Here is an 18,182-nt window from a genome sequence, read left to right on the forward strand (position 1 = left end):
AGGCCAAAAGGATCAGGCCCGGGGCGATGCGCAGGAACGCGAGACGGTTCGTTGAATTCGGTACGGCGCTACCGGGTCAGGCACGCCGCTGGTTGAGTTGCGCCGTGTGCACACGGGCAAAGGCACGCGCCAGGCGCAGCAGCATTTCGTCGATGTTGCCGCGGCTGACGGTCAGCGCCGGCGAAAAGCGCAGCACATTGGCCTGCGCCGCATTGAGCAGCAGCCCTTCCTGCAGCGCCGCCTTGACCAGGGCTGCGGCCGAGTCGTCGCTCAGCTCCAGGCCCCACAGCAAGCCCTGGCCGCGCACCTCGCCCTGGCCATAACGCCCCGCCAGGTGGCTCAGGCCATCACGCAGGTGCCGCCCCGACGCCTGCACCTGCTCCATGAAGCCCGGCTCCAGCACGGCATCGAGAATCGCCAGGCCCGCCGCACTCATCAGTGCATTGCCATGGTGACTGCCTTCCAGCTCGCCGGCCTCGGCGCAGCAGGCCGTACCCCGCGCCAGCAGGGCGGCCAGCGGCACACCGCCGCCCAGGCCCTTGCCCAGGGTGATGATGTCGGCGCGCACGCCGTAGGTCTGCTCGGCCAGCAGCGCGCCGCAACGGCCCACGCCGGTCTGCACCTCATCCAGGATCAGCAGGATGCCCAGTTCGCGGCACAGGCGCTCGACACCCTTGAGGTACTGCTGGGTGGCCGGGATCACCCCGGCCTCGCCCTGGATCGGCTCGAGCATGATCGCCACGGTACGCGAGTCCACTGCTGCATGCAGCGCGGCCAGATCGTTGAACGGCACCTTGCTGAAACCCGGCAGGCCGGGCTCGCAGCGGTTGCACGCCGACGGGTCGGAGGCCGACAGCGCCCCCAGGCTGCGCCCGTGGCAGCTCTGGCGCGCAGTGATGATGTGGTAGGCGCCATTGCGATGCAGCTGGCCCCACTTGCGCGCCAGCTTGATCGCACCTTCGCAGGCTTCGGCACCACTGTTGAGCAGGTAGGCCTGATCGCTGCCGGTGCTCTGGCACAGGCGGTTGACCAGGCTCAACAGGCCACGGTTATGAAAGCCGGCGCCGGGGTTTATCAATGCCTGGGCCTGGCTGCTCAGTGCCTGCACCAGCGCCTTGGGGCTGTGCCCGAGGCTGTTCACCGCGCAACCCTGGGTGAAATCCAGATAGGCGCGGCCTTCGTTGTCCCACAGCCACGAACCCTGGCCGCGCACGAACACCTGTGGCGCACGCTCGGTGGCCGGCATCAGGCATTCCCGCGACAGCTGCTCGGCCTGGGCCAGTGCCACCGGCGCCGGTGCCTGCTCGGCAGCGCGCGCCGCCTGGCGACGCAGATTGAACAGGTTCATGCGCGCAGCCCTTCCAGCGGCAGGCCAAGCAGGCGCGCGGTCCAGTCCTCGACCTGGCCGCTGCGCAGGCGCTTGATCGCGATGTCGCGCCAGCGTGACGAGAGGGCCGGACAATCCACCAGCTTTTTCAAACCCGCATGCTCCAGAGGTTCACGGTAAAAAGTATGCAGTGCCCAGGCCACGGTCAGGCCCGGGTAGCTGCGTTGTATCAGTTCGAATGGCTCGTCGGCGCTGACGAAGCCAGGCTTGAGCACCCGGTAGAACCAGCCGCAGCGCAGCGCGTCCTGCGCCTGTTGCGGCAGGTTCGGCAAACCCCAGCGATGGCTCAGGCGGTAGCACGGCGAGCGCGGCTGGCTGACCTGCAGCAGTGCCCCGCCCCAGCGGAACATGTCGCCCAGGCAGACGTGCTCTTCGGTAAGGCCGCGGGTCGAGAGGTTTTCGCCAAAACCCGGCGCGCACCAGTCGATCTGTGGATAACGTCGCCGCCACCAGGCGTAGTGCTCGGCCGGATAGTGGTGCAAGGCCCGCTCGGGGCCGGTATGGAAGCGCGGGTCGCCGTGTTCGTCGCTGCCCAACCCCTGTGGCCATAACCACAGCCTTCTTGCAACCTGTTCCTTATCGATATCGGTGAGTAACCCATAACCGACATTTTTTGCCTTGCCTATGTAAACGCCATCCACATACACGGTATTCATCGCGCCTTCTGGCCCTGTAAACCTTGTGAATACGGGATAGACTAGGCTTCTCGCGGGCCTTCGGCCATTTCGTTTTTCGAGCTTTTTTGATAAGTATTGCTTATGGATTTTCGCCAACTGCGTTATTTCGTCGCGGTGTACGAAGAAGGCCATGTGGGCCGGGCCGCCGAACGCCTCTCACTGTCGCAGCCAGCGCTGTCGCAGCAGATCCGCCAGCTCGAGCACAGCCTCGATGTGAGCCTGTTCGAACGGGGCAACAAGCGGCTGCTGCCGACCCTGGCCGCACACACCCTGTACAACCACGCCCTGCCCCTGCTCGACGGCCTGCAGCGCGCCCGCGAGGCGTTGCGCAACTTCCGCGGGCAGGCCTTGCGGACCCTGGCCATCGGCGTGCTGCAGACGGTACGGCCGAGCCTGGTGCCGCAACTGCTCGACCGCCTGCGCAAGGCGCAACCACACCTGGTGGTGCAGATCTACGAACTGTCGGGGCTGGAGATCGAACGGCGCCTGCTCAACGGCACCCTGGACATCGGCATCAGCTACCTGCCGCCGCGCCAGCCGGGCCTTCACGGCCTGCTGCTGTACGAAGACGAGTTGCAACTGGTGATCCCGCACACGCACCCGCTGCGCGAATTCAAGAAGGTCTCGCTCAAGCAGGCCGCCGAACTGCCCATGCTGATGCTGGGCGAAGAGTTCCAGGTACGCCAGATCTGGCAGGCGCAACTGGCCAACCTCGGGCGCCGCCCGCAGGTGCAGGCCGAGATGAACAACATGGGCGGGATTCTCGACAGCCTGGCGCATACCTCGCTGGCAACCGTGTTGCCGGGGCGTGCGCGCGACGCCACGGACGATCCAGAGCTGCTCTGGAAGCCGCTGAGCGAGCCGCGGGTGCCATTGAAGGTAGGCCTGGTGTTTCGCGATGCGCAGCGCCAGCAGGCGTCGGTGGAGCTGCTGCGCAATCTGCTGGAGGAAGAGATCGACCCTCGCCAGATCGGCGGTTCACCTCTGGATGTGCTCGGCTAGAAAAAACCCGGGCAAAAGAAAACCCCGCCGAAGCGGGGTTTTGCAGACTGTTTCCCTGACATCCTTTTCGTCCCGCCGTCCTGGCAGGAAATCCTTCCGTGTCCCTGTTATGTACTGTGCGCATCCTGCGCGACGTCCATGAGGTGAAGATTAGCTGTGGATCCAATCTTACGGAAGAGGCCAAACGTCACCACGTCATGTAAGCAAATGCTTACATGACGCCGTCAGATCAAAACTGTTCCGCGTCGAGCAGGTACAACGACTCGCTGCCCGCCTTCACCGAAGCGCTGAGCGAATGAATACGCGGCAGCAGGCGGGCGAAGTAGAAGCGCGCGGTGCCCAGCTTGCTGGCGTAGAAGTCGTCCTCACCCTGTTTGGCCAGGGCCGTGCGGGCCATCAGTGCCCACATGTAGGCATAGGCGGTGTAGCCGAAGGCGTGCAGGTACTCCACCGACGCCGCGCCGATTTCGTTGGGGTTCGCCTTGGCGCGGTCGAGCACCCAGGCGGTCAGTTCGTCGAGGCTGTCCAGCGCCGTCTCCAGCGGTTTGACGAACTCGCCCAGCGCCGTGTCGGCGGTGGCGATGAAATGGCGGATCTCGTCGGCGAACAGCTTGTAGAACGCCCCGCCGCTGCCCACCACCTTGCGGCCCATCAGGTCCAGGGCCTGGATGCCGTTGGTGCCTTCGTAGATCTGGGTGATGCGCACGTCGCGCACCAGTTGCTCCTGGCCCCACTCGCGAATGTAGCCATGGCCGCCAAACACCTGCTGGCCATGCACGGTCACTTCCAGGCCCAGGTCGGTGAGAAACGCCTTGGACACCGGCGTCAGCAGCGCCACCAGGTCTTCGGCGCGCTTGCGGGCCTCGCGGTCTTCGCTGAACTTGGCGGTATCGAGCTGCATCGCAACATAGGTGGAGAAAGCCCGGCCGCCTTCGTTCAGTGCCTTCATGGTCAGCAGCATGCGCCGCACGTCGGGGTGCACGATGATCGGGTCGGCAGTCTTGTCCTTGGCCTGCGGCCCGGTAGGTGCACGGCTCTGCAGGCGGTCGCGGGCGTATTCGATGGCGTTCTGGTAGGAACGCTCGGCCGATGCCAGGCCCTGGATGCCGACCCCCAGGCGCTCGTAGTTCATCATGGTGAACATCGCTGCCAAGCCCTTGTTCGGCTCGCCGACCAGGTAGCCCACGGCGCTGTCGAAGTTCATCACGCAGGTGGCCGAGGCCTGGATGCCCATCTTGTGCTCGATGGAGCCACAGGTGGCCGGGTTGCGCTCGCCCAGGCTGCCATCGGGGTTGACCAGGAACTTGGGCACCAGGAACAGCGAGATGCCCTTGGGCCCGGCCGGGGCGTCAGGCAGCTTGGCCAGCACCAGGTGGATGATGTTCTCGGTCAGGTCGTGTTCGCCGCCGGTGATGAAGATCTTGGTGCCGGTGACCTTGTAGCTGCCGTCGGCCTGCGGCTCGGCGCGGGTACGGATGATGCCAAGGTCGGTGCCGGCGTGGGGCTCGGTCAGGCACATGGAGCCGGCCCAGACCCCGGCGTACATGTTGGGCAGGTACCGCGTCTTGAGCTCTTCGCTGGCATGGGCGTTGATCGACAGGCAGGCACCGGCGGTCAGCATCGGGTACAGGCCGAAGGCCAGGCTCGAGGAGTTGACCATTTCTTCGACCTGGGCAGAGATCACCTTGGGCATGCCCATGCCGCCATAGGCAGGGTCGCCGCCCACGCCCACCCAGCCGCCATCGGCGTAGGTGCGGTAGGCATCGATGAAGCCGGCCGGGGTGCGCACGGCGCCGTTGTCCCAATGGCAGCCCTCTTCGTCGGCGCTGCGGCTCAGCGGAGCGATGCGCTGGCTGGTGACCTTGCCGGCTTCCTCGAGCACCGCCAGTGCGGTTTCTTCGTCGACCGCCTCGGCCAGCCCGGGCAGTTGTGCCCACAGCCGGGATACTTCGAAGACTTCGTTGAGGACGAAGCGCATATCGCGCAGGGGCGCTTTATAGTCAGCCATGGCAACCTCTCACACCTTGAGTCGGGACGGCCCCGCAGGGCCGCTACACAGTTGCGAGCCAGTGTAACCTAACAACTTTTGTGACACATAGGGTCATCTGGCGACCGCATAGTCACTTCTGGTCACGCCGTGCGCACCGCTCCACGCTTGCTCTGGTGGCCGTAGGTCATGGTGCAGTTACGCCCCGCTCCCTTGGCACTGTACAGCGCCTGGTCGGCCGACTTGAGCACCTCATCGGGGCTGCGGTGCTCGGGCAGGCGTTCGGCGGCACCGATGCTGATGGTCACCGACACGCTGCTGGCCCCGGCCGCCCCACGGCGTTGTCGCCCCTGCTGGTCGTCCTGGGGGCGGCTGTCCTGGTTGCGCAGCTGGATATTGTAGTTGGCGATCACCTCGCGCACCGCCTCCAGGTGCGGCAGGCATTCCTCGATGGTCTTGGCCGCGAACACCAGGGCGAACTCCTCGCCGCCATAGCGGTAGGCGCGGCCCCCGCCGGTGACCTTGGACAGTTTGCTGGCCACCAGGCGCAGCACCTGGTCGCCCACGTCGTGCCCGTGGGTATCGTTGAATTTCTTGAAGTGGTCGACGTCGGTCATCGCCAGCACATAGTTGCGCCCCAGACGCTGCATGCGCTCGTTGAGCGCGCGGCGCCCCGGCAGGCCGGTGAGCTCGTCGCGAAACGCCATCTGGTAGGCCTCGTGGGAGACCGCGGCGGCGATCATCAGCATCACCTGGCTGCACATGATGTTCAGGGTGAAGGGCAGGATGAAGGTCTGCGGCAGCATCCAGAAGATCCCCATCAGACCGATCACCTGCGCCGCATGCAGCGGGCGCGGTTCGCGCAGGTACTGCACCACCAGCAGGATGAAGGCGAGCAGAAACACCGGGTAGGCCAGCTGGATCAGGCTCATCCACTGACCGTGCAGCGCCGGCCAGCGGATTTCCGCGAGCCAGTTGAGCAGCGCCTGCGGGTAGCTCTGCTCCAGCCCCAGCGCCGTGCTGCCGACCGCCAGCAGCACGGCAAAGCGCGCCACCATGTCCTGGAACAGGTGCGTGCGTTCCTGCCAGGCGCCGTACAGCGCAAACAGGATGGGCAGCAACAGGCACACCAGGTGGAACACCACGGCGGCGTCCTGGCGTACCACGCCATTGTCGCGGTAGTAGTCGGTCTGGGTGTCGAGCAGGAAGTAGGCGATATACACCGTGACCATCAGGAACAGTTCACGCTGACGGCGGTAGACCGTGCAGTAGGCCCCGCCCAGCAGCAGCACCAGGGTTGGCAGCACGTTGAACAGCGAGGTGAAGAAGACGTTGAGGTCTCTGACATAAGCAGCGGCGAGCCCAGACACCAGCAGGAACAGTGACGGCAGAAAATGGCTCAGTCGTACAGCGGATAAACGAAACAAGGGAATCTCCGACCCGGCAGATCAAGTAATGGCATTGTGCCTTTAATGTGTCGGCAGCGCACATGAATAGATGAATATGCCGGCAGCACTTGTAACGGCAGGGTAGGAGCAGGGCTTAGCACGTATTCGTTTCAGGTTCTGACTAGCGCATAAAAAAACCCGCCGGTAAGGGCGGGCTTTCTTGCTTCAGGCGATGACTCAGTACGAGAGGCCGAAGTGCTCTTCGTTCATGTCCATCAGGTTGCTCGCGCCCGACAGCATGGTTTCCACATGCGTGCGGGTCCGCGGCAGGATGCGCTGGAAGTAGAAGCGAGCGGTCTGCAGCTTGGCGGTGTAGAACGCCTCTTCGCTGGTGCCGGCAGCCAGTTTCTCGGCGGCCAGGCGCGCCATGTCGGCCCAGAAGTAGGCCAGGCAGGCGTAACCGGAGTACATCAGGTAGTCCACCGAGGCGGCACCGACTTCTTCGCGGTCCTTCATAGCGGCCATGCCGACCTTCATGGTCAGTTCGCCCCACTCCTTGTTCAACTTGGCCAATGGCGCGACGAACTCGCTGATGGCCTCGTTGCCTTCGTTGTTCTGGACGAACTTGTGCACGATCTTGGTGAAGCCCTTGAGCGCCTCGCCCTGGGTCATCAGCACCTTGCGGCCCAGCAGGTCCAGCGCCTGGATGCCGGTGGTGCCTTCGTACAGCATCGAGATGCGGCTGTCGCGAACGTTCTGCTCCATGCCCCACTCGGCGATGAAGCCGTGGCCGCCGTAGATCTGCACGCCGTGGTTGGCCGACTCGAAGCCGACTTCGGTCATGAACGCCTTGGCGATCGGGGTCATGAAGGCCAGCAGTGCGTCGGCCTTCTTCTTCTCTTCTTCGTCCTGGCTGTACTTGACGATGTCGACCTGCTTGGCGGTGAAGTACACCATCGCGCGGTTGCCTTCGGCGAAGGCTTTCATGGTCAGCAGCATGCGACGCACGTCCGGGTGGACGATGATCGGGTCAGCCGCCTTGTCCGGCGCCTTGGGGCCGGTCAGCGAACGCATCTGCAGGCGGTCGCGGGCATACTTCAGGCCACCCTGGAACGCCACTTCGGCGTGGGCCAGGCCTTGCAGCGCGGTACCCAGGCGAGCGGTGTTCATGAAGGTGAACATGCAGTTCAGGCCCTTGTTGGCCGGGCCGATCAGGTAGCCGGTGGCGGCGTCGAAGTTCATCACGCAGGTGGCGTTGCCGTGGATGCCCATCTTGTGTTCGATGGAGCCACAGGAAACGGCGTTGCGCTCGCCCACACCGCCTTCGGCGGTCGGCAGGAACTTGGGCACGATGAACAGCGAGATGCCTTTGGTGCCGGCCGGTGCATCGGGCAGGCGCGCCAGCACGATGTGCACGATGTTGTCGGCCATGTCGTGTTCACCGGCCGAGATGAAGATCTTGGTGCCGGTGACCTTGTAGGAACCGTCGGCCTGAGGTTCGGCCTTGGTGCGCAGCATGCCCAGGTCGGTACCGCAATGCGGTTCGGTCAGGCACATGGTGCCGGTCCATTCGCCGGATACCAGCTTGGTCAGGTAGGTGTTCTGCTGCTCGGCGGTGCCGTGCTCGGAGATGGTGTTCATCGCGCCGTGCGACAGGCCCGGGTACATGCCCCACGACCAGTTCGACTCGCCGACCATTTCGCTGACCGCCAGGCCCAGCGACTCGGGCAGACCCTGGCCGCCGTGATCGACGTCATGGGCCAGGCTCGGCCAGCCGCCTTCGACGAACTGCTTGTAGGCTTCCTTGAAGCCGGTGGGGGTCTTAACGCCCGACTCGCTCCAGGTGCAGCCTTCCAGGTCGCCCACACGGTTCAGCGGGGCCAGTACCTGTTCACAAAACTTGGCGCCTTCCTCGAGGATCGCATCGACCATGTCGGGGGTGGCGTCCTGGCAAGCCGGCAGGCTCTGATAGTGCGCTTCGTAGCCCAGCAGTTCATCGCGAACGAAACGAATATCACGCAAGGGGGCTTTGTAATCAGGCATAGCGATGAACCTCTGCTGATGGATCCTTGAATAGGGAGACCGCGACATACACCGACCAGCTCTAGGCGGCTTTCGGTCAAACAGTTGTTTGAAACATACGTTTACGCTGAAACCTTGTCAAGCACCCCCATGAGGGCATTTCTGCCATGGCAGGCTACGCTCCGGCCCCGCTCGCCAGAACGCAGGCACGACAAGGCGCCCGGCCTTGGGCCAGGGCGTCGAGTCAGGATGTAGGGGTAAAACCGGGAAGATGCGAGGGCCGGCTGGCTCAGGCGTAGGTATCGATCAGCGTGCCGAGCATTTCGTCGGAGGCCTTGGCCACTTTGACACCCAGCTCGACCTGATGCTTGCCCAGGGCAAGTTCGACGGTGCTGGTGGCCAGGTCCATCTGCTGGCTGCGGTCGACCGAGCGCAGGCGTTCGGCCTGGTAGTCGCTGGACTGGCTGGTGGCAGCACGTTCGACAGTGGTGTTGGCGATCTGGCTGGCGGCCTGATCGACGCGGTTCTGGCCGCTCTGAATGGCGCCCAGGCCGGCATAGAATGCGGAACTGCCCGAGATTTCCATTTCAAACTCTCCAGGTGACGGAAGGCACAGATGATATCAACGGCCCCTATTGAAGCAGACAACCCGGCAAAAGGCCCGTCAAAAACACTAATGGCACAGTGCCCTTCAATAGACTCAGCCTAGTCGAACAAATCCAGCTGCAGGTATGCGGCCACCGCCTCGGCACTGGCCACCTTGAGTTTTGGCACCCGGCCCAGGCAGGGGGCCGGCAGGCGTTCGGCAAGCGAAGCCAGGTTCTCCTCCAGGCGCGAGGTGCGCGGCTCGATGATGTTCGCCACCCAGCCGGCCAGTTGCAGGCCATCGCGGGCAATCGCCTCGGCACTGAGCAGCGCATGGTTGATGCAACCCAGGCGCACGCCTACCACCAGGATCACCGGCAGCTTGAGCGCAATCGCCAGGTCCGACAGATTGGCCTGATCGGACAACGGCACCCGCCAGCCACCCGCCCCTTCGATCAGGGTGAAATCGGCGTTGTGCGCCAGCACCGCGCGCATCGGCGCCAGCAACGCCTGCACGCTCAGCGCAACACCCGCCTCGCGGGCCGCCAGGTGCGGGGCGATGGCGGGCTCGAAGGCAAACGGGTTGAGCTGCGCATAGGGCAGCGTGAGGCTGCTTTGCGCGATCAGGGCCAGTGCATCGGCGTTGCGCAGGCCCTTGGGGGTCACCTCGCAGCCCGACGCTACAGGCTTGGCCCCAAGGGTACTCAGGCCGGCAAGACGTGCCGCATGCAGCAGGCCGGCGGCAATGGTGGTCTTGCCCACATCGGTATCGGTGCCGGCGATGAAATAGGCAGCATGCATCTCAATCCCCCTGGTGCTGCGGCTTGTGCAGTACCGCATAGACTACCTGATAGGTGGCGGGCAGTCCCTGCGGCTGGCGAAAGCGCTCGTAGGCCTGCAGCAGGCCCTGCATGCGTGCCCTGCCGGTCAGGCCGGCGGGGCGACCGGGGTTGAGGTTGTGTGCGCCCAGCGCCTTGAGCTCATGGGTCAGGCTGCGCACATCGGGGTAATGCAGTACATGGGGCCGGGCCTCCAGCCCGAGCACCTGCAGCCCGCTGTCGGCACACAGACGCTGGTAGTCCGCCAGAGGGCGGAAGCGATTGACGTGCACCAGCCCGTCCACCGCCTGCCAGCTTTCACGCAACTCGAACAGCGTGCCCACGCACAGGCTGGCGAACGCCAGCACGCCCCCAGGCTGCAGAACCCGCTGCGCTTCACGCAGCACCGCAGCCAGGTCGGCGCACCACTGCACCGCCAGGCTGGAGAAGATCAGCCCGGCGCTGCCATCACGCAGCGGCAGACGCTCGGCATCGCCCGCCACATGGTAATGCGCGCCCCCCAGCTCACGGGCATGCAGCAGCATGCCTTCGGCGATATCCACCGCTACACCCAGCCCTTGTGGATAACGTTGCTGCAAGTGCCGGCTGAAATGCCCGGTGCCACTGCCCAGATCGATCCAGCAACGCGGTTGCAAATCGGCGGGCAGCTGCGCCAGCAGATGAGCGCCCACCGCCCGCTGCAACGCGGCGACACTGTCGTAGCTGGCTGCAGCACGGGAAAACGAGGCCGCCACCTGGCGCTTGTCGGGCAAGGCGCCGGGCAGCCTGGGCAGGGAAAGATCAGTCATCGCCACTCTCGTGCAGGAAGGTCTTGATAAAGGTCGCCAACGCCTGGGCGTGCTCCAGCAGGAAGGCGTGGGCGCTGTCCTCGACAATGCCCACCTCGACGTCCTGCAGCAGTTCGAACAGCGCCTTGGCCGCCTCGACCGGCACCAGCGCGTCGCTGCCTGCGAACAGGTGCAACTGCGGGCCGCCGAAGTTGCTCAGCGCAGCCCGGGTATCGAGTTTCCGCAATACCTCCAGGCCCGTGGCCAGGTACAGCGGGTCGGTTGCCGGCACCCCCACCTCCAGCAACCGCGCCAGGCTGCGCGGCGCCTGGGCGCCCTGGCTGCACAGCGACTTGAAGCGCTTGAGCGTCACTTGCGTATGGCTACGGCAACCGTCGAGAAAGGTATTGAAGGTGTCGGTCGGCATGCCATGGGGCCAGTCCGCACGGGCCACGAAGCTGGCGTTGCTGCCCATCGTCACCAGCCCGCAGCAGTGATCGCCGCGTCGCGCCGCCAGCTCGGCGGCGAGCATGCCGCCCAGCGACCAGCCTCCCAGCCAGGTGTCGGTAGGCAGCGTGCGGTCCAGGTGATCCAGCCATACAGGCACGTCACTGCCATCCAGCTCCGGCAGAGGCATCAGCTCCACGTGCAGCTTGGCATCCAGGGCGCGCAAGCTCGCGGCCAGCGGCTCCAGTGCAGCGGTACCCAGGCCCCAGCCCGGCAACAGAATCAGTCGATCACGCATCAGCAGGCTCCAGCAGCGAATGACACTCGGCCAATGCATTCAACAATAGCTGTACCTGCGAGGCGCTGTGGGCGGCGGTCAGGGTCACGCGCAGCCGGGCACTGCCGGCCGGCACCGTCGGTGGACGGATCGCCGTGACCATCAGCCCGCGTTCGCGCAACATCGCCGACAGCCGCATGGCCCTTGCGGCATCGCCGATCAGAATCGGCTGGATCGGCGTGAAACTGTCCATCAGGTGCAGGCCGATCTGCTCGGCGCCCTGACGGAACTGGCGGATCAGCGCAGCCAGGTGCTCGCGGCGCCAGTGCTCGTCACGCAGCAGTTGCAGGCTCCTGAGCGTGGCGCAGGCCAGGGCCGGTGGCTGGCTGGTGGTATAGATGTACGGGCGGGCGAACTGGATCAGGCACTCGATCAATTCCTCACTGCCGGCGACGAACGCACCGGCGGTACCGAAGGCCTTGCCCAGGGTGCCGACCAGCACCGGTACCTGCCCCATGTCCAGGCCGAAATGCTCCACCACGCCACCGCCGTGGCGGCCCAGGGTGCCGAAGCCGTGGGCATCGTCGACCATCACCCAGGCGCCCCTGGCCTGCGCCTGGGCAGCCAGTGCCGGCAGGTCGGCGATGTCGCCGTCCATGCTGAACACGCCATCGGTGACCACCAGCGCATTGCCGGTGGCCTTGTCCAGGCGCTTGCCGAGGCTGTCGGCATCGTTGTGCAGGTAGCGGCTGAAGCGCGCGCCACTGAGCAACCCGCCATCCAGCAGCGAAGCATGGTTGAGGCGATCCTGCAGCACGCTGTCGCCCTGCCCCACCAGCGCGGTCAACGCACCCAGGTTGGCCAGGTAGCCGGTGGTGAACAGCAGCGCGCGCGGGCGACCGGTAAACTCGGCCAGGGCCAGTTCCAGTTCATGGTGCGGCGAGCTGTGGCCGATCACCAGGTGCGACGCCCCGCCGCCCACGCCCCAACGCTCAGCGCCGGCACGCCAGGCGTCGATCACCTCGGGGTGGTTGGCCAGGCCCAGGTAGTCGTTGCTGCAAAACGCCAGCAACGGCGTGCCGTCCACCATCACCTGCGGCCCCTGCGGGCTCTGCAGCAGGGGGCGCTGGCGATACAGCGCCGCAGCGCGCCGTTGTTCCAGGCGCGCACTCAGATCAAAGCTCATGGCGACCTCAGGCGGAGGCGGCGTCGTAGAACAGCTCGCTGCTCTTCTGCTCGATCAGCGCCTGCTCGATGGCCGCCTGGTGCACCTCGTCGGCGTGCTCTTCGCGCGCTTCAGGCTGGATGCCCAGGCGCGCGAACAGTTGCATGTCCTTGTCGGCCTGCGGGTTGGCGGTGGTCAGCAGCTTCTCGCCGTAGAAGATCGAGTTGGCCCCGGCGAAGAAGGCCAGTGCCTGCATCTGTTCGTTCATCGCCTCGCGCCCGGCCGACAGGCGCACATGGGACTGCGGCATGAGGATACGCGCCACTGCCAGCATGCGGATGAAGTCGAACGGGTCGACGTCTTCGGCATTTTCGAGCGGCGTGCCCGCCACCTTCACCAGCATGTTGATCGGTACCGATTCGGGGTGCTCCGGGAGGTTGGCCAGCTGGATCAGCAGCCCGGCGCGGTCGTCCAGCGATTCGCCCATGCCCAGGATCCCCCCCGAACAGATCTTCATCCCGGCATCGCGCACATAAGCCAGGGTCTGCAGGCGCTCGCCGTAGGTGCGGGTGGTGATGATGCTGCCGTAGAACTCCGGCGAGGTGTCCAGGTTGTGGTTGTAGTAGTCCAGGCCGGCCTGGGCCAGGGCCACGGTCTGCTCCTGGTCGAGCTTGCCCAGGGTCATGCAGGTTTCCAGGCCCAGGGCCTTGACCCCTTTGACCATCTGCAGCACGTAGGGCATGTCCTTGGCCGACGGGTGCTTCCATGCCGCGCCCATGCAGAATCGCGTGGAGCCGATGGCCTTGGCCCGGGCGGCCTCCTCCAGCACCTTCTGCACCTCCATCAGCTTCTGTTTTTCCAGGCCGGTGTTGTAGTGGCCGGACTGCGGACAATATTTGCAATCTTCCGGGCAGGCGCCGGTCTTGATCGACAGCAGGGTCGAGACCTGAACGCGGTTGGCGTCGAAATGCGCGCGGTGAACGGTCTGCGCCTGAAACAGCAGGTCGTTGAACGGTAGCTGGAACAGTGCTTTGACTTCGGCCAGGGACCAGTCGTGACGAAGCGTTGCAGTTGTGCTGGCGCTCATGGGTGTTTCCTTGTTTAGGCTTGTACTGGCGCCGGGACAGGAAAGCCCGCCAGCGCATCACGGATAGCTCGCATAGTTAAGGAAGCGCCATGCACTGTCAACCACACCTTAAACAACTGGTTTACAACTGGCTAAATATCAACCAAACGTGTTTGCTGTGCGATGAACCTGCCCAGCAGTCACACCCCATTTGCGTGGCCTGCGAGGCCGAACTGCCCTGGCTGGAAGAATGCTGTCGAACCTGCGCGTTGCCCTTGCCGATGCGGGGCCTGACTTGCGGCCAGTGCAGCCGCCGCCCACCCGCCTTCACCCGGGTCGAGGCGCCCTGGCACTACGGCTTCCCCGTGGATGCACTGATCACCCGCTTCAAGCACCAGCGCCAGTGGCCGCTGGGCCGATTGCTGGCGCAACTGCTGGGCAACTGGCTTGCCTACCGCTTTGCCGAAGACCTGCCCCGGCCCGGCCTGCTGTTGCCGGTACCGCTGGCGCGCCGGCGCCTGCGCGAACGCGGCTTCAACCAGGCTGCGATGCTTGCCCAGTGGCTGGCCGGGCAGTTGGAGATAGCCTGCGAGCCACGTCTACTCCAACGCCCGCAAGAAACAGCGGCCCAGCAGGGGCTGACGGCCAAGGCGCGCAAGCGCAACCTGCGCCACGCCTTTGCCCTGGCCGATTCGGCGGCGATCAGGGGGCAGCATGTGGCGATCGTCGACGATGTGCTCACCACCGGCGCCACTGCGCAGGCGTTGGCCAGCCTGTTGCGGGCGGCGGGTGCCACGCGGGTGGACGTATACTGCCTGGCACGCACGCCCAAGCCCGGCGGCGCTTGACTTGCGCCGGGGCGGCGGGCACTTTCTGGGCCATCCCTGCCCCGACTGCGTGCCCGCCCATGTCCCTGCCTGCCCTGTTGACCCAACATATCGTCCGTCGCCCGCAACGCATCGCCCTGCTTGCCCACATCGCCGAGCAGGGGTCGATCACCCGGGCGGCCAAGAGCGCCGGCATCAGCTACAAGGCCGCGTGGGATGCCATCGACGAGCTCAACAACCTGGCCGCCAGCCCGCTGGTGGAACGCAGCGTGGGCGGGCGCGGGGGCGGTGGGGCGAAACTGTCGCTGGAGGGGCAGCGGGTATTGCGCCTGTACCAGAAGCTGCAACTGTTGCAGGCGCAGGTACTGGAAGCGGCCGAAGACTCCGACGATCTCGACCTGCTCGGGCGCCTGATGCTGCGCACCAGTGCGCGCAATCAGCTGCATGGGCGGGTCAGCGCCATTCGCGCGCAGGGCCGCATCGACACCGTGGAGCTGACCCTGGCCGGGGGGCTGCGCATCGAGGCGCAGATCACCCATGACAGCACCTTGCGCCTGGAGCTGGAACCGGGCACGCCGGTGGTGGCGCTGATCAAGGCCGGCTGGCTGGAGGTGGCGATGCCCGGGCCGGCGCAGGTCAACCAGTTGAGCGCCGTGGTACAGGAACTGATCGATGACCCGCAAGGGACTACCGAGGTGCGCCTGAGCCTGAGCAACGGCCAGACGCTGTGCGCATTTGCCGAGCCGCAGTGGCTGCTGGACAATCGGGTGGCGGTAGGCAGTGAAGTGGCAGTGCGGTTCTCGCCGGCGTATGTGCTGCTGGGTACGCCGCTCTAGATTATTGGGGCTGCAGCACAGCCCATCGCGGGTCAAGCCCGCTCCCACAGGTTCAGCGATTTCCTTGTGGGAGCGGGCTTGACCCGCGATGGGGCATGCAGCGTCCCCGGGGTGCTGTACCATGGCTCTCATACGCCCGGCCACCCGTCGCGCTGCAGGAGTTCCCATGTCACACCCCTTCGATACCCTTACCCCCGACCTGGTCCTGGACGCTGTCGAAAGCATCGGCTTTCTCAGCGACGCTCGTGTTCTGGCACTCAACAGCTACGAGAACCGTGTCTACCAGGTGGGCATCGAAGACGCCGAACCGCTGATCGCCAAGTTCTATCGCCCCGGCCGCTGGAGCAACGCGGCGATTCTCGAGGAGCACGCCTTCACCGCCGAACTGGCCGACTGCGAAGTCCCCGTGGTCGCCCCGCTGGTGCACAACGACCAGAGCCTGTTCGAGCATGCAGGCTTTCGCTTCACACTGTTCCCGCGCCGTGGCGGCCGCGCGCCGGAGCCGGGCAACCTCGACCAGCTGTACCGCCTCGGCCAGTTGCTCGGTCGCCTGCACGCGGTCGGCGCCACGCGCCCGTTCGAACACCGTGAAGCGCTGGGCGTGGCCAACTTCGGTCACGCCTCCCTCGCCACCCTGCTCGAAGGCAACTTCGTGCCGCGCAGCCTGCTGCCGGCCTACGAGTCGGTGGCCCGCGACCTGCTCAAGCGCGTGGAGGACGCCTACGCCCGCACCCCGTACAAGAGCATCCGCCTGCACGGCGACTGCCACCCCGGCAACATGATGTGCCGCGACGAGGTGTTCCACATCGTCGACCTGGACGACTGCCGCATGGGCCCCGCCGTGCAGGACCTGTGGATGATGCTCGCCGGCGATCGTCACGAGCGCCTGGGCCAGCTGGCCGAACTGATGGATGGCTACAACGAGTTCCATGATTTCGACCCCCGCGAACTGGCCCTGATCGAACCGCTGCGCGCCCTGCGCCAGTTGCACTACAGCGCCTGGCTGGCGCGCCGCTGGGACGACCCGGCGTTCCCGCGCAGCTTCCCGTGGTTTGGCAGCGAACGCTACTGGGGCGACCAGGTCCTGGCCCTGCGTGAGCAGACCGCCGCACTGGCCGAAGAGCCGCTGAAATTGTTCTAGAACCTGCTGCCAGTCTGTCTACAATAGCCGGGTTTTAGATAGCTGCCTAAGCAAGGAATCAGCATGCAAGCCGCCAACCCGCGCCGCGGGTACATACTGGGCCTGACCGCCTACATCATCTGGGGCTTGTTCCCCATCTATTTCAAAGCCCTGCAGAACGTGCCCGCCGTGGAAATCATCGTGCATCGGGTGCTGTGGTCGGCCCTGTTCGGCTCGATCCTGCTGCTGTTCTGGAAGCACCCGGGCTGGTGGCGCGAACTGCGCGACAACCCGCGGCGCCTGGCAATCCTGGCCCTGAGCGGATCGCTGATCGCGGGCAACTGGCTGACCTATGTGTGGTCGGTGAACAACGGGCGCATGCTCGAGGCGAGCCTGGGTTACTACATCAACCCGCTGGTCAACGTGCTGCTGGGCATGTTGCTGCTGGGCGAGCGTCTGCGCCGCCTGCAGTGGGTGGCGGTAGGCCTGGCGGCAGTGGGGGTGGCGCAGCAGGTGTGGCAGGTGGGCAGCCTGCCATGGGTGTCGCTGGTACTGGCGCTGAGCTTCGGCTTCTACGGGCTGATCCGCAAGCAGGCGCCAGTGGCGGCGTTGCCGGGACTGGTGGTGGAAACCTGGATGCTGGTACCGCTGGCCATCGGCTGGCTGCTGCTCAACCCCATGGCCCACAGCGCCCAGGCCAGCTTCTACAGCACCAGCGACGCGCTGTGGCTGGCCGCCGCCGGGCCCGTCACGCTGATACCGCTGGTGTGCTTCAACGCCGCCGCGCGGCATCTGCCTTACACCACTCTGGGCTTTCTGCAGTACCTGGCGCCGACCCTGGTGCTGCTGCAGGCGGTGCTGCTGTTCGACGAACATCTGTCGAGCAGCACACTGGTGGCGTTCATGTTCATCTGGGCCGGCCTGGCACTGTACAGCGTGGATGCCTGGCTGAGCATTCGCCGGCGCACCTGAGCGCTACGCCACCCCCTACGCCGACTCTTCGGGGCGCAGCTTGAGCTCCACCATCAGGTCGTCGGCCAGGGCCTCCAGGCGCTTTTGCAGGTCATCCAGCGACAGCGTCAGCGGCAGGGCCAGCAGCGCATCGGCGTGAAACAGCGGCTCGCTGCTCATCGGCGCGGGCCGCACGTCGGTACTGAAGCGCTCCAGGTTCACCCCCTGTTCGGCCAGCAGCCGGGTGATGTCGCGCACGATGCCGGGGCGATCGTTGCCCACCAGCTCCATCGCGATCGGCTTCCAGGTGCACGACGGCTCGATGCCGCTTTCGGCGATCAGCACGCGAATCCCGTGCTTGCCCAGCGCCTGCAACGCCTCCACCAGTTCGTCATAGGATTCGGCCGGTACCGCGACGCGCAGGATGCCGGCGAATTGCCCTGCCATGCGCGACATGCGACTCTCCAGCCAGTTGCCGTTATGCTCGGCGATGCATTCGGCCACCCGCTCCACCTGGCCGGCGCGGTCAGGGGCAATCACGGTCAAGACAAGATGATCCACGCGCCAGTCCTCTCTCCAGCCCCCGAATACCGGGGGCGCCGATCAAGTATAGGCAAGGCGCGGCAACCTGCCGCAGCGGGCTCGAACAACAAATCGTGTACTGTTTTTAGATTTATCTGGAACAATTCACTCGATTTTTGAGAACATGCCCGCTCCCAGAACGACGTTTTGCGACCAAATGGTCGCAAAACGGCGTATTTAGTCTGATTTTCCCAAGCGCAGCGCTTCATGTAGTATGCCGCGACGCGCACTACAAAAATGTTGAAACAAGAGCTGAA

The 18,182-nt window shown here is 65.3% G+C and carries 17 protein-coding genes; 5 read left to right on the forward strand and 12 right to left on the reverse strand.

Features of this window, described 5'->3' with window-relative positions; all coding sequences use genetic code 11:
- Positions 1 to 76: 76 nt before the first annotated feature.
- Positions 77 to 1,348, reverse strand: coding sequence for an aminotransferase class III-fold pyridoxal phosphate-dependent enzyme (locus N0B28_RS24080; protein WP_043863689.1), 1,272 nt, complete (start codon positions 1,346 to 1,348; stop codon positions 77 to 79).
- The gene (locus tag N0B28_RS24085) at positions 1,345 to 2,043 is read right to left on the reverse strand and encodes an MOSC domain-containing protein (protein ID WP_043863688.1); all 699 of its coding nucleotides are present in this window, start codon (positions 2,041 to 2,043) and stop codon (positions 1,345 to 1,347) included. The genes N0B28_RS24080 and N0B28_RS24085 overlap by 4 nt, the downstream gene beginning before the upstream one ends.
- Before the next feature lie 102 nt (positions 2,044 to 2,145).
- Here N0B28_RS24085 and N0B28_RS24090 point away from each other — a divergent pair, with 102 nt between their 5' ends.
- The gene (locus tag N0B28_RS24090) at positions 2,146 to 3,066 is read left to right on the forward strand and encodes a LysR substrate-binding domain-containing protein (protein ID WP_043863687.1); all 921 of its coding nucleotides are present in this window, start codon (positions 2,146 to 2,148) and stop codon (positions 3,064 to 3,066) included.
- Between the two features lie 229 nt (positions 3,067 to 3,295).
- On the opposite strand, the gene N0B28_RS24095 is transcribed toward N0B28_RS24090, so the two are convergent.
- From N0B28_RS24095 to bioB, 9 genes are all read right to left on the reverse strand, one after another.
- Positions 3,296 to 5,074, reverse strand: coding sequence for an acyl-CoA dehydrogenase C-terminal domain-containing protein (locus tag N0B28_RS24095; protein ID WP_100634783.1), 1,779 nt, complete (start codon positions 5,072 to 5,074; stop codon positions 3,296 to 3,298).
- Between the two features lie 122 nt (positions 5,075 to 5,196).
- A complete protein-coding gene (locus N0B28_RS24100; RefSeq protein ID WP_043863685.1) occupies positions 5,197 to 6,480 on the reverse strand; it encodes a GGDEF domain-containing protein in 1,284 nt (427 codons plus the stop codon).
- 198 nt (positions 6,481 to 6,678) lie between these two features.
- Positions 6,679 to 8,484: a phenylacyl-CoA dehydrogenase gene (locus N0B28_RS24105; RefSeq protein WP_043863684.1), complete on the reverse strand. Its 1,806-nt coding sequence runs from the start codon at positions 8,482 to 8,484 to the stop codon at positions 6,679 to 6,681.
- A 268-nt stretch (positions 8,485 to 8,752) separates the two neighbouring features.
- Positions 8,753 to 9,049, reverse strand: a complete 297-nt coding sequence (locus N0B28_RS24110) for a hypothetical protein (protein ID WP_043863683.1) — start codon at positions 9,047 to 9,049, stop codon at positions 8,753 to 8,755.
- Between the two features lie 119 nt (positions 9,050 to 9,168).
- Complete coding sequence (gene bioD, locus N0B28_RS24115) at positions 9,169 to 9,849, reverse strand: dethiobiotin synthase (RefSeq protein ID WP_275729249.1); 681 nt, start codon at positions 9,847 to 9,849, stop codon at positions 9,169 to 9,171.
- A 1-nt stretch (position 9,850) separates the two neighbouring features.
- The gene (gene bioC, locus N0B28_RS24120; RefSeq protein ID WP_078480862.1) at positions 9,851 to 10,675 is read right to left on the reverse strand and encodes a malonyl-ACP O-methyltransferase BioC; all 825 of its coding nucleotides are present in this window, start codon (positions 10,673 to 10,675) and stop codon (positions 9,851 to 9,853) included.
- The gene (locus N0B28_RS24125) at positions 10,668 to 11,399 is read right to left on the reverse strand and encodes an alpha/beta fold hydrolase (protein ID WP_213606426.1); all 732 of its coding nucleotides are present in this window, start codon (positions 11,397 to 11,399) and stop codon (positions 10,668 to 10,670) included. Before N0B28_RS24125 ends, bioC begins: the two co-directional genes overlap by 8 nt.
- A complete protein-coding gene (bioF, locus tag N0B28_RS24130; protein WP_275729257.1) occupies positions 11,392 to 12,564 on the reverse strand; it encodes an 8-amino-7-oxononanoate synthase in 1,173 nt (390 codons plus the stop codon). Before bioF ends, N0B28_RS24125 begins: the two co-directional genes overlap by 8 nt.
- A 7-nt stretch (positions 12,565 to 12,571) precedes the next feature.
- Positions 12,572 to 13,630, reverse strand: coding sequence for a biotin synthase BioB (gene bioB / locus N0B28_RS24135; protein ID WP_043863678.1), 1,059 nt, complete (start codon positions 13,628 to 13,630; stop codon positions 12,572 to 12,574).
- A gap of 89 nt (positions 13,631 to 13,719) precedes the next feature.
- On the opposite strand from bioB, the gene N0B28_RS24140 reads away from it, so the two are divergent.
- From N0B28_RS24140 to rarD, 4 genes are all read left to right on the forward strand, one after another.
- Positions 13,720 to 14,457 carry a ComF family protein gene (locus tag N0B28_RS24140; RefSeq protein WP_058541819.1) on the forward strand — a complete coding sequence of 246 codons (738 nt, stop codon included), beginning with the start codon at positions 13,720 to 13,722 and terminating at the stop codon, positions 14,455 to 14,457.
- 59 nt (positions 14,458 to 14,516) lie between these two features.
- The gene (locus N0B28_RS24145) at positions 14,517 to 15,272 is read left to right on the forward strand and encodes a TOBE domain-containing protein (RefSeq protein WP_043863676.1); all 756 of its coding nucleotides are present in this window, start codon (positions 14,517 to 14,519) and stop codon (positions 15,270 to 15,272) included.
- 166 nt (positions 15,273 to 15,438) lie between these two features.
- A complete protein-coding gene (locus tag N0B28_RS24150; RefSeq protein WP_100634789.1) occupies positions 15,439 to 16,413 on the forward strand; it encodes a serine/threonine protein kinase in 975 nt (324 codons plus the stop codon).
- A 63-nt stretch (positions 16,414 to 16,476) separates the two neighbouring features.
- Positions 16,477 to 17,364, forward strand: coding sequence for an EamA family transporter RarD (rarD, locus tag N0B28_RS24155; protein WP_054915981.1), 888 nt, complete (start codon positions 16,477 to 16,479; stop codon positions 17,362 to 17,364).
- A gap of 15 nt (positions 17,365 to 17,379) precedes the next feature.
- Here rarD and N0B28_RS24160 read toward each other — a convergent pair whose 3' ends face one another.
- Complete coding sequence (locus N0B28_RS24160; protein ID WP_058541817.1) at positions 17,380 to 17,904, reverse strand: ACT domain-containing protein; 525 nt, start codon at positions 17,902 to 17,904, stop codon at positions 17,380 to 17,382.
- Between the last annotated feature and the right edge of the window lie 278 nt (positions 17,905 to 18,182).

The sequence above is a fragment of the Pseudomonas sp. SD17-1 genome, from assembly GCF_029201585.1.
GTDB classification, from domain to species: Bacteria; Pseudomonadota; Gammaproteobacteria; order Pseudomonadales; family Pseudomonadaceae; genus Aquipseudomonas; species Aquipseudomonas palmensis.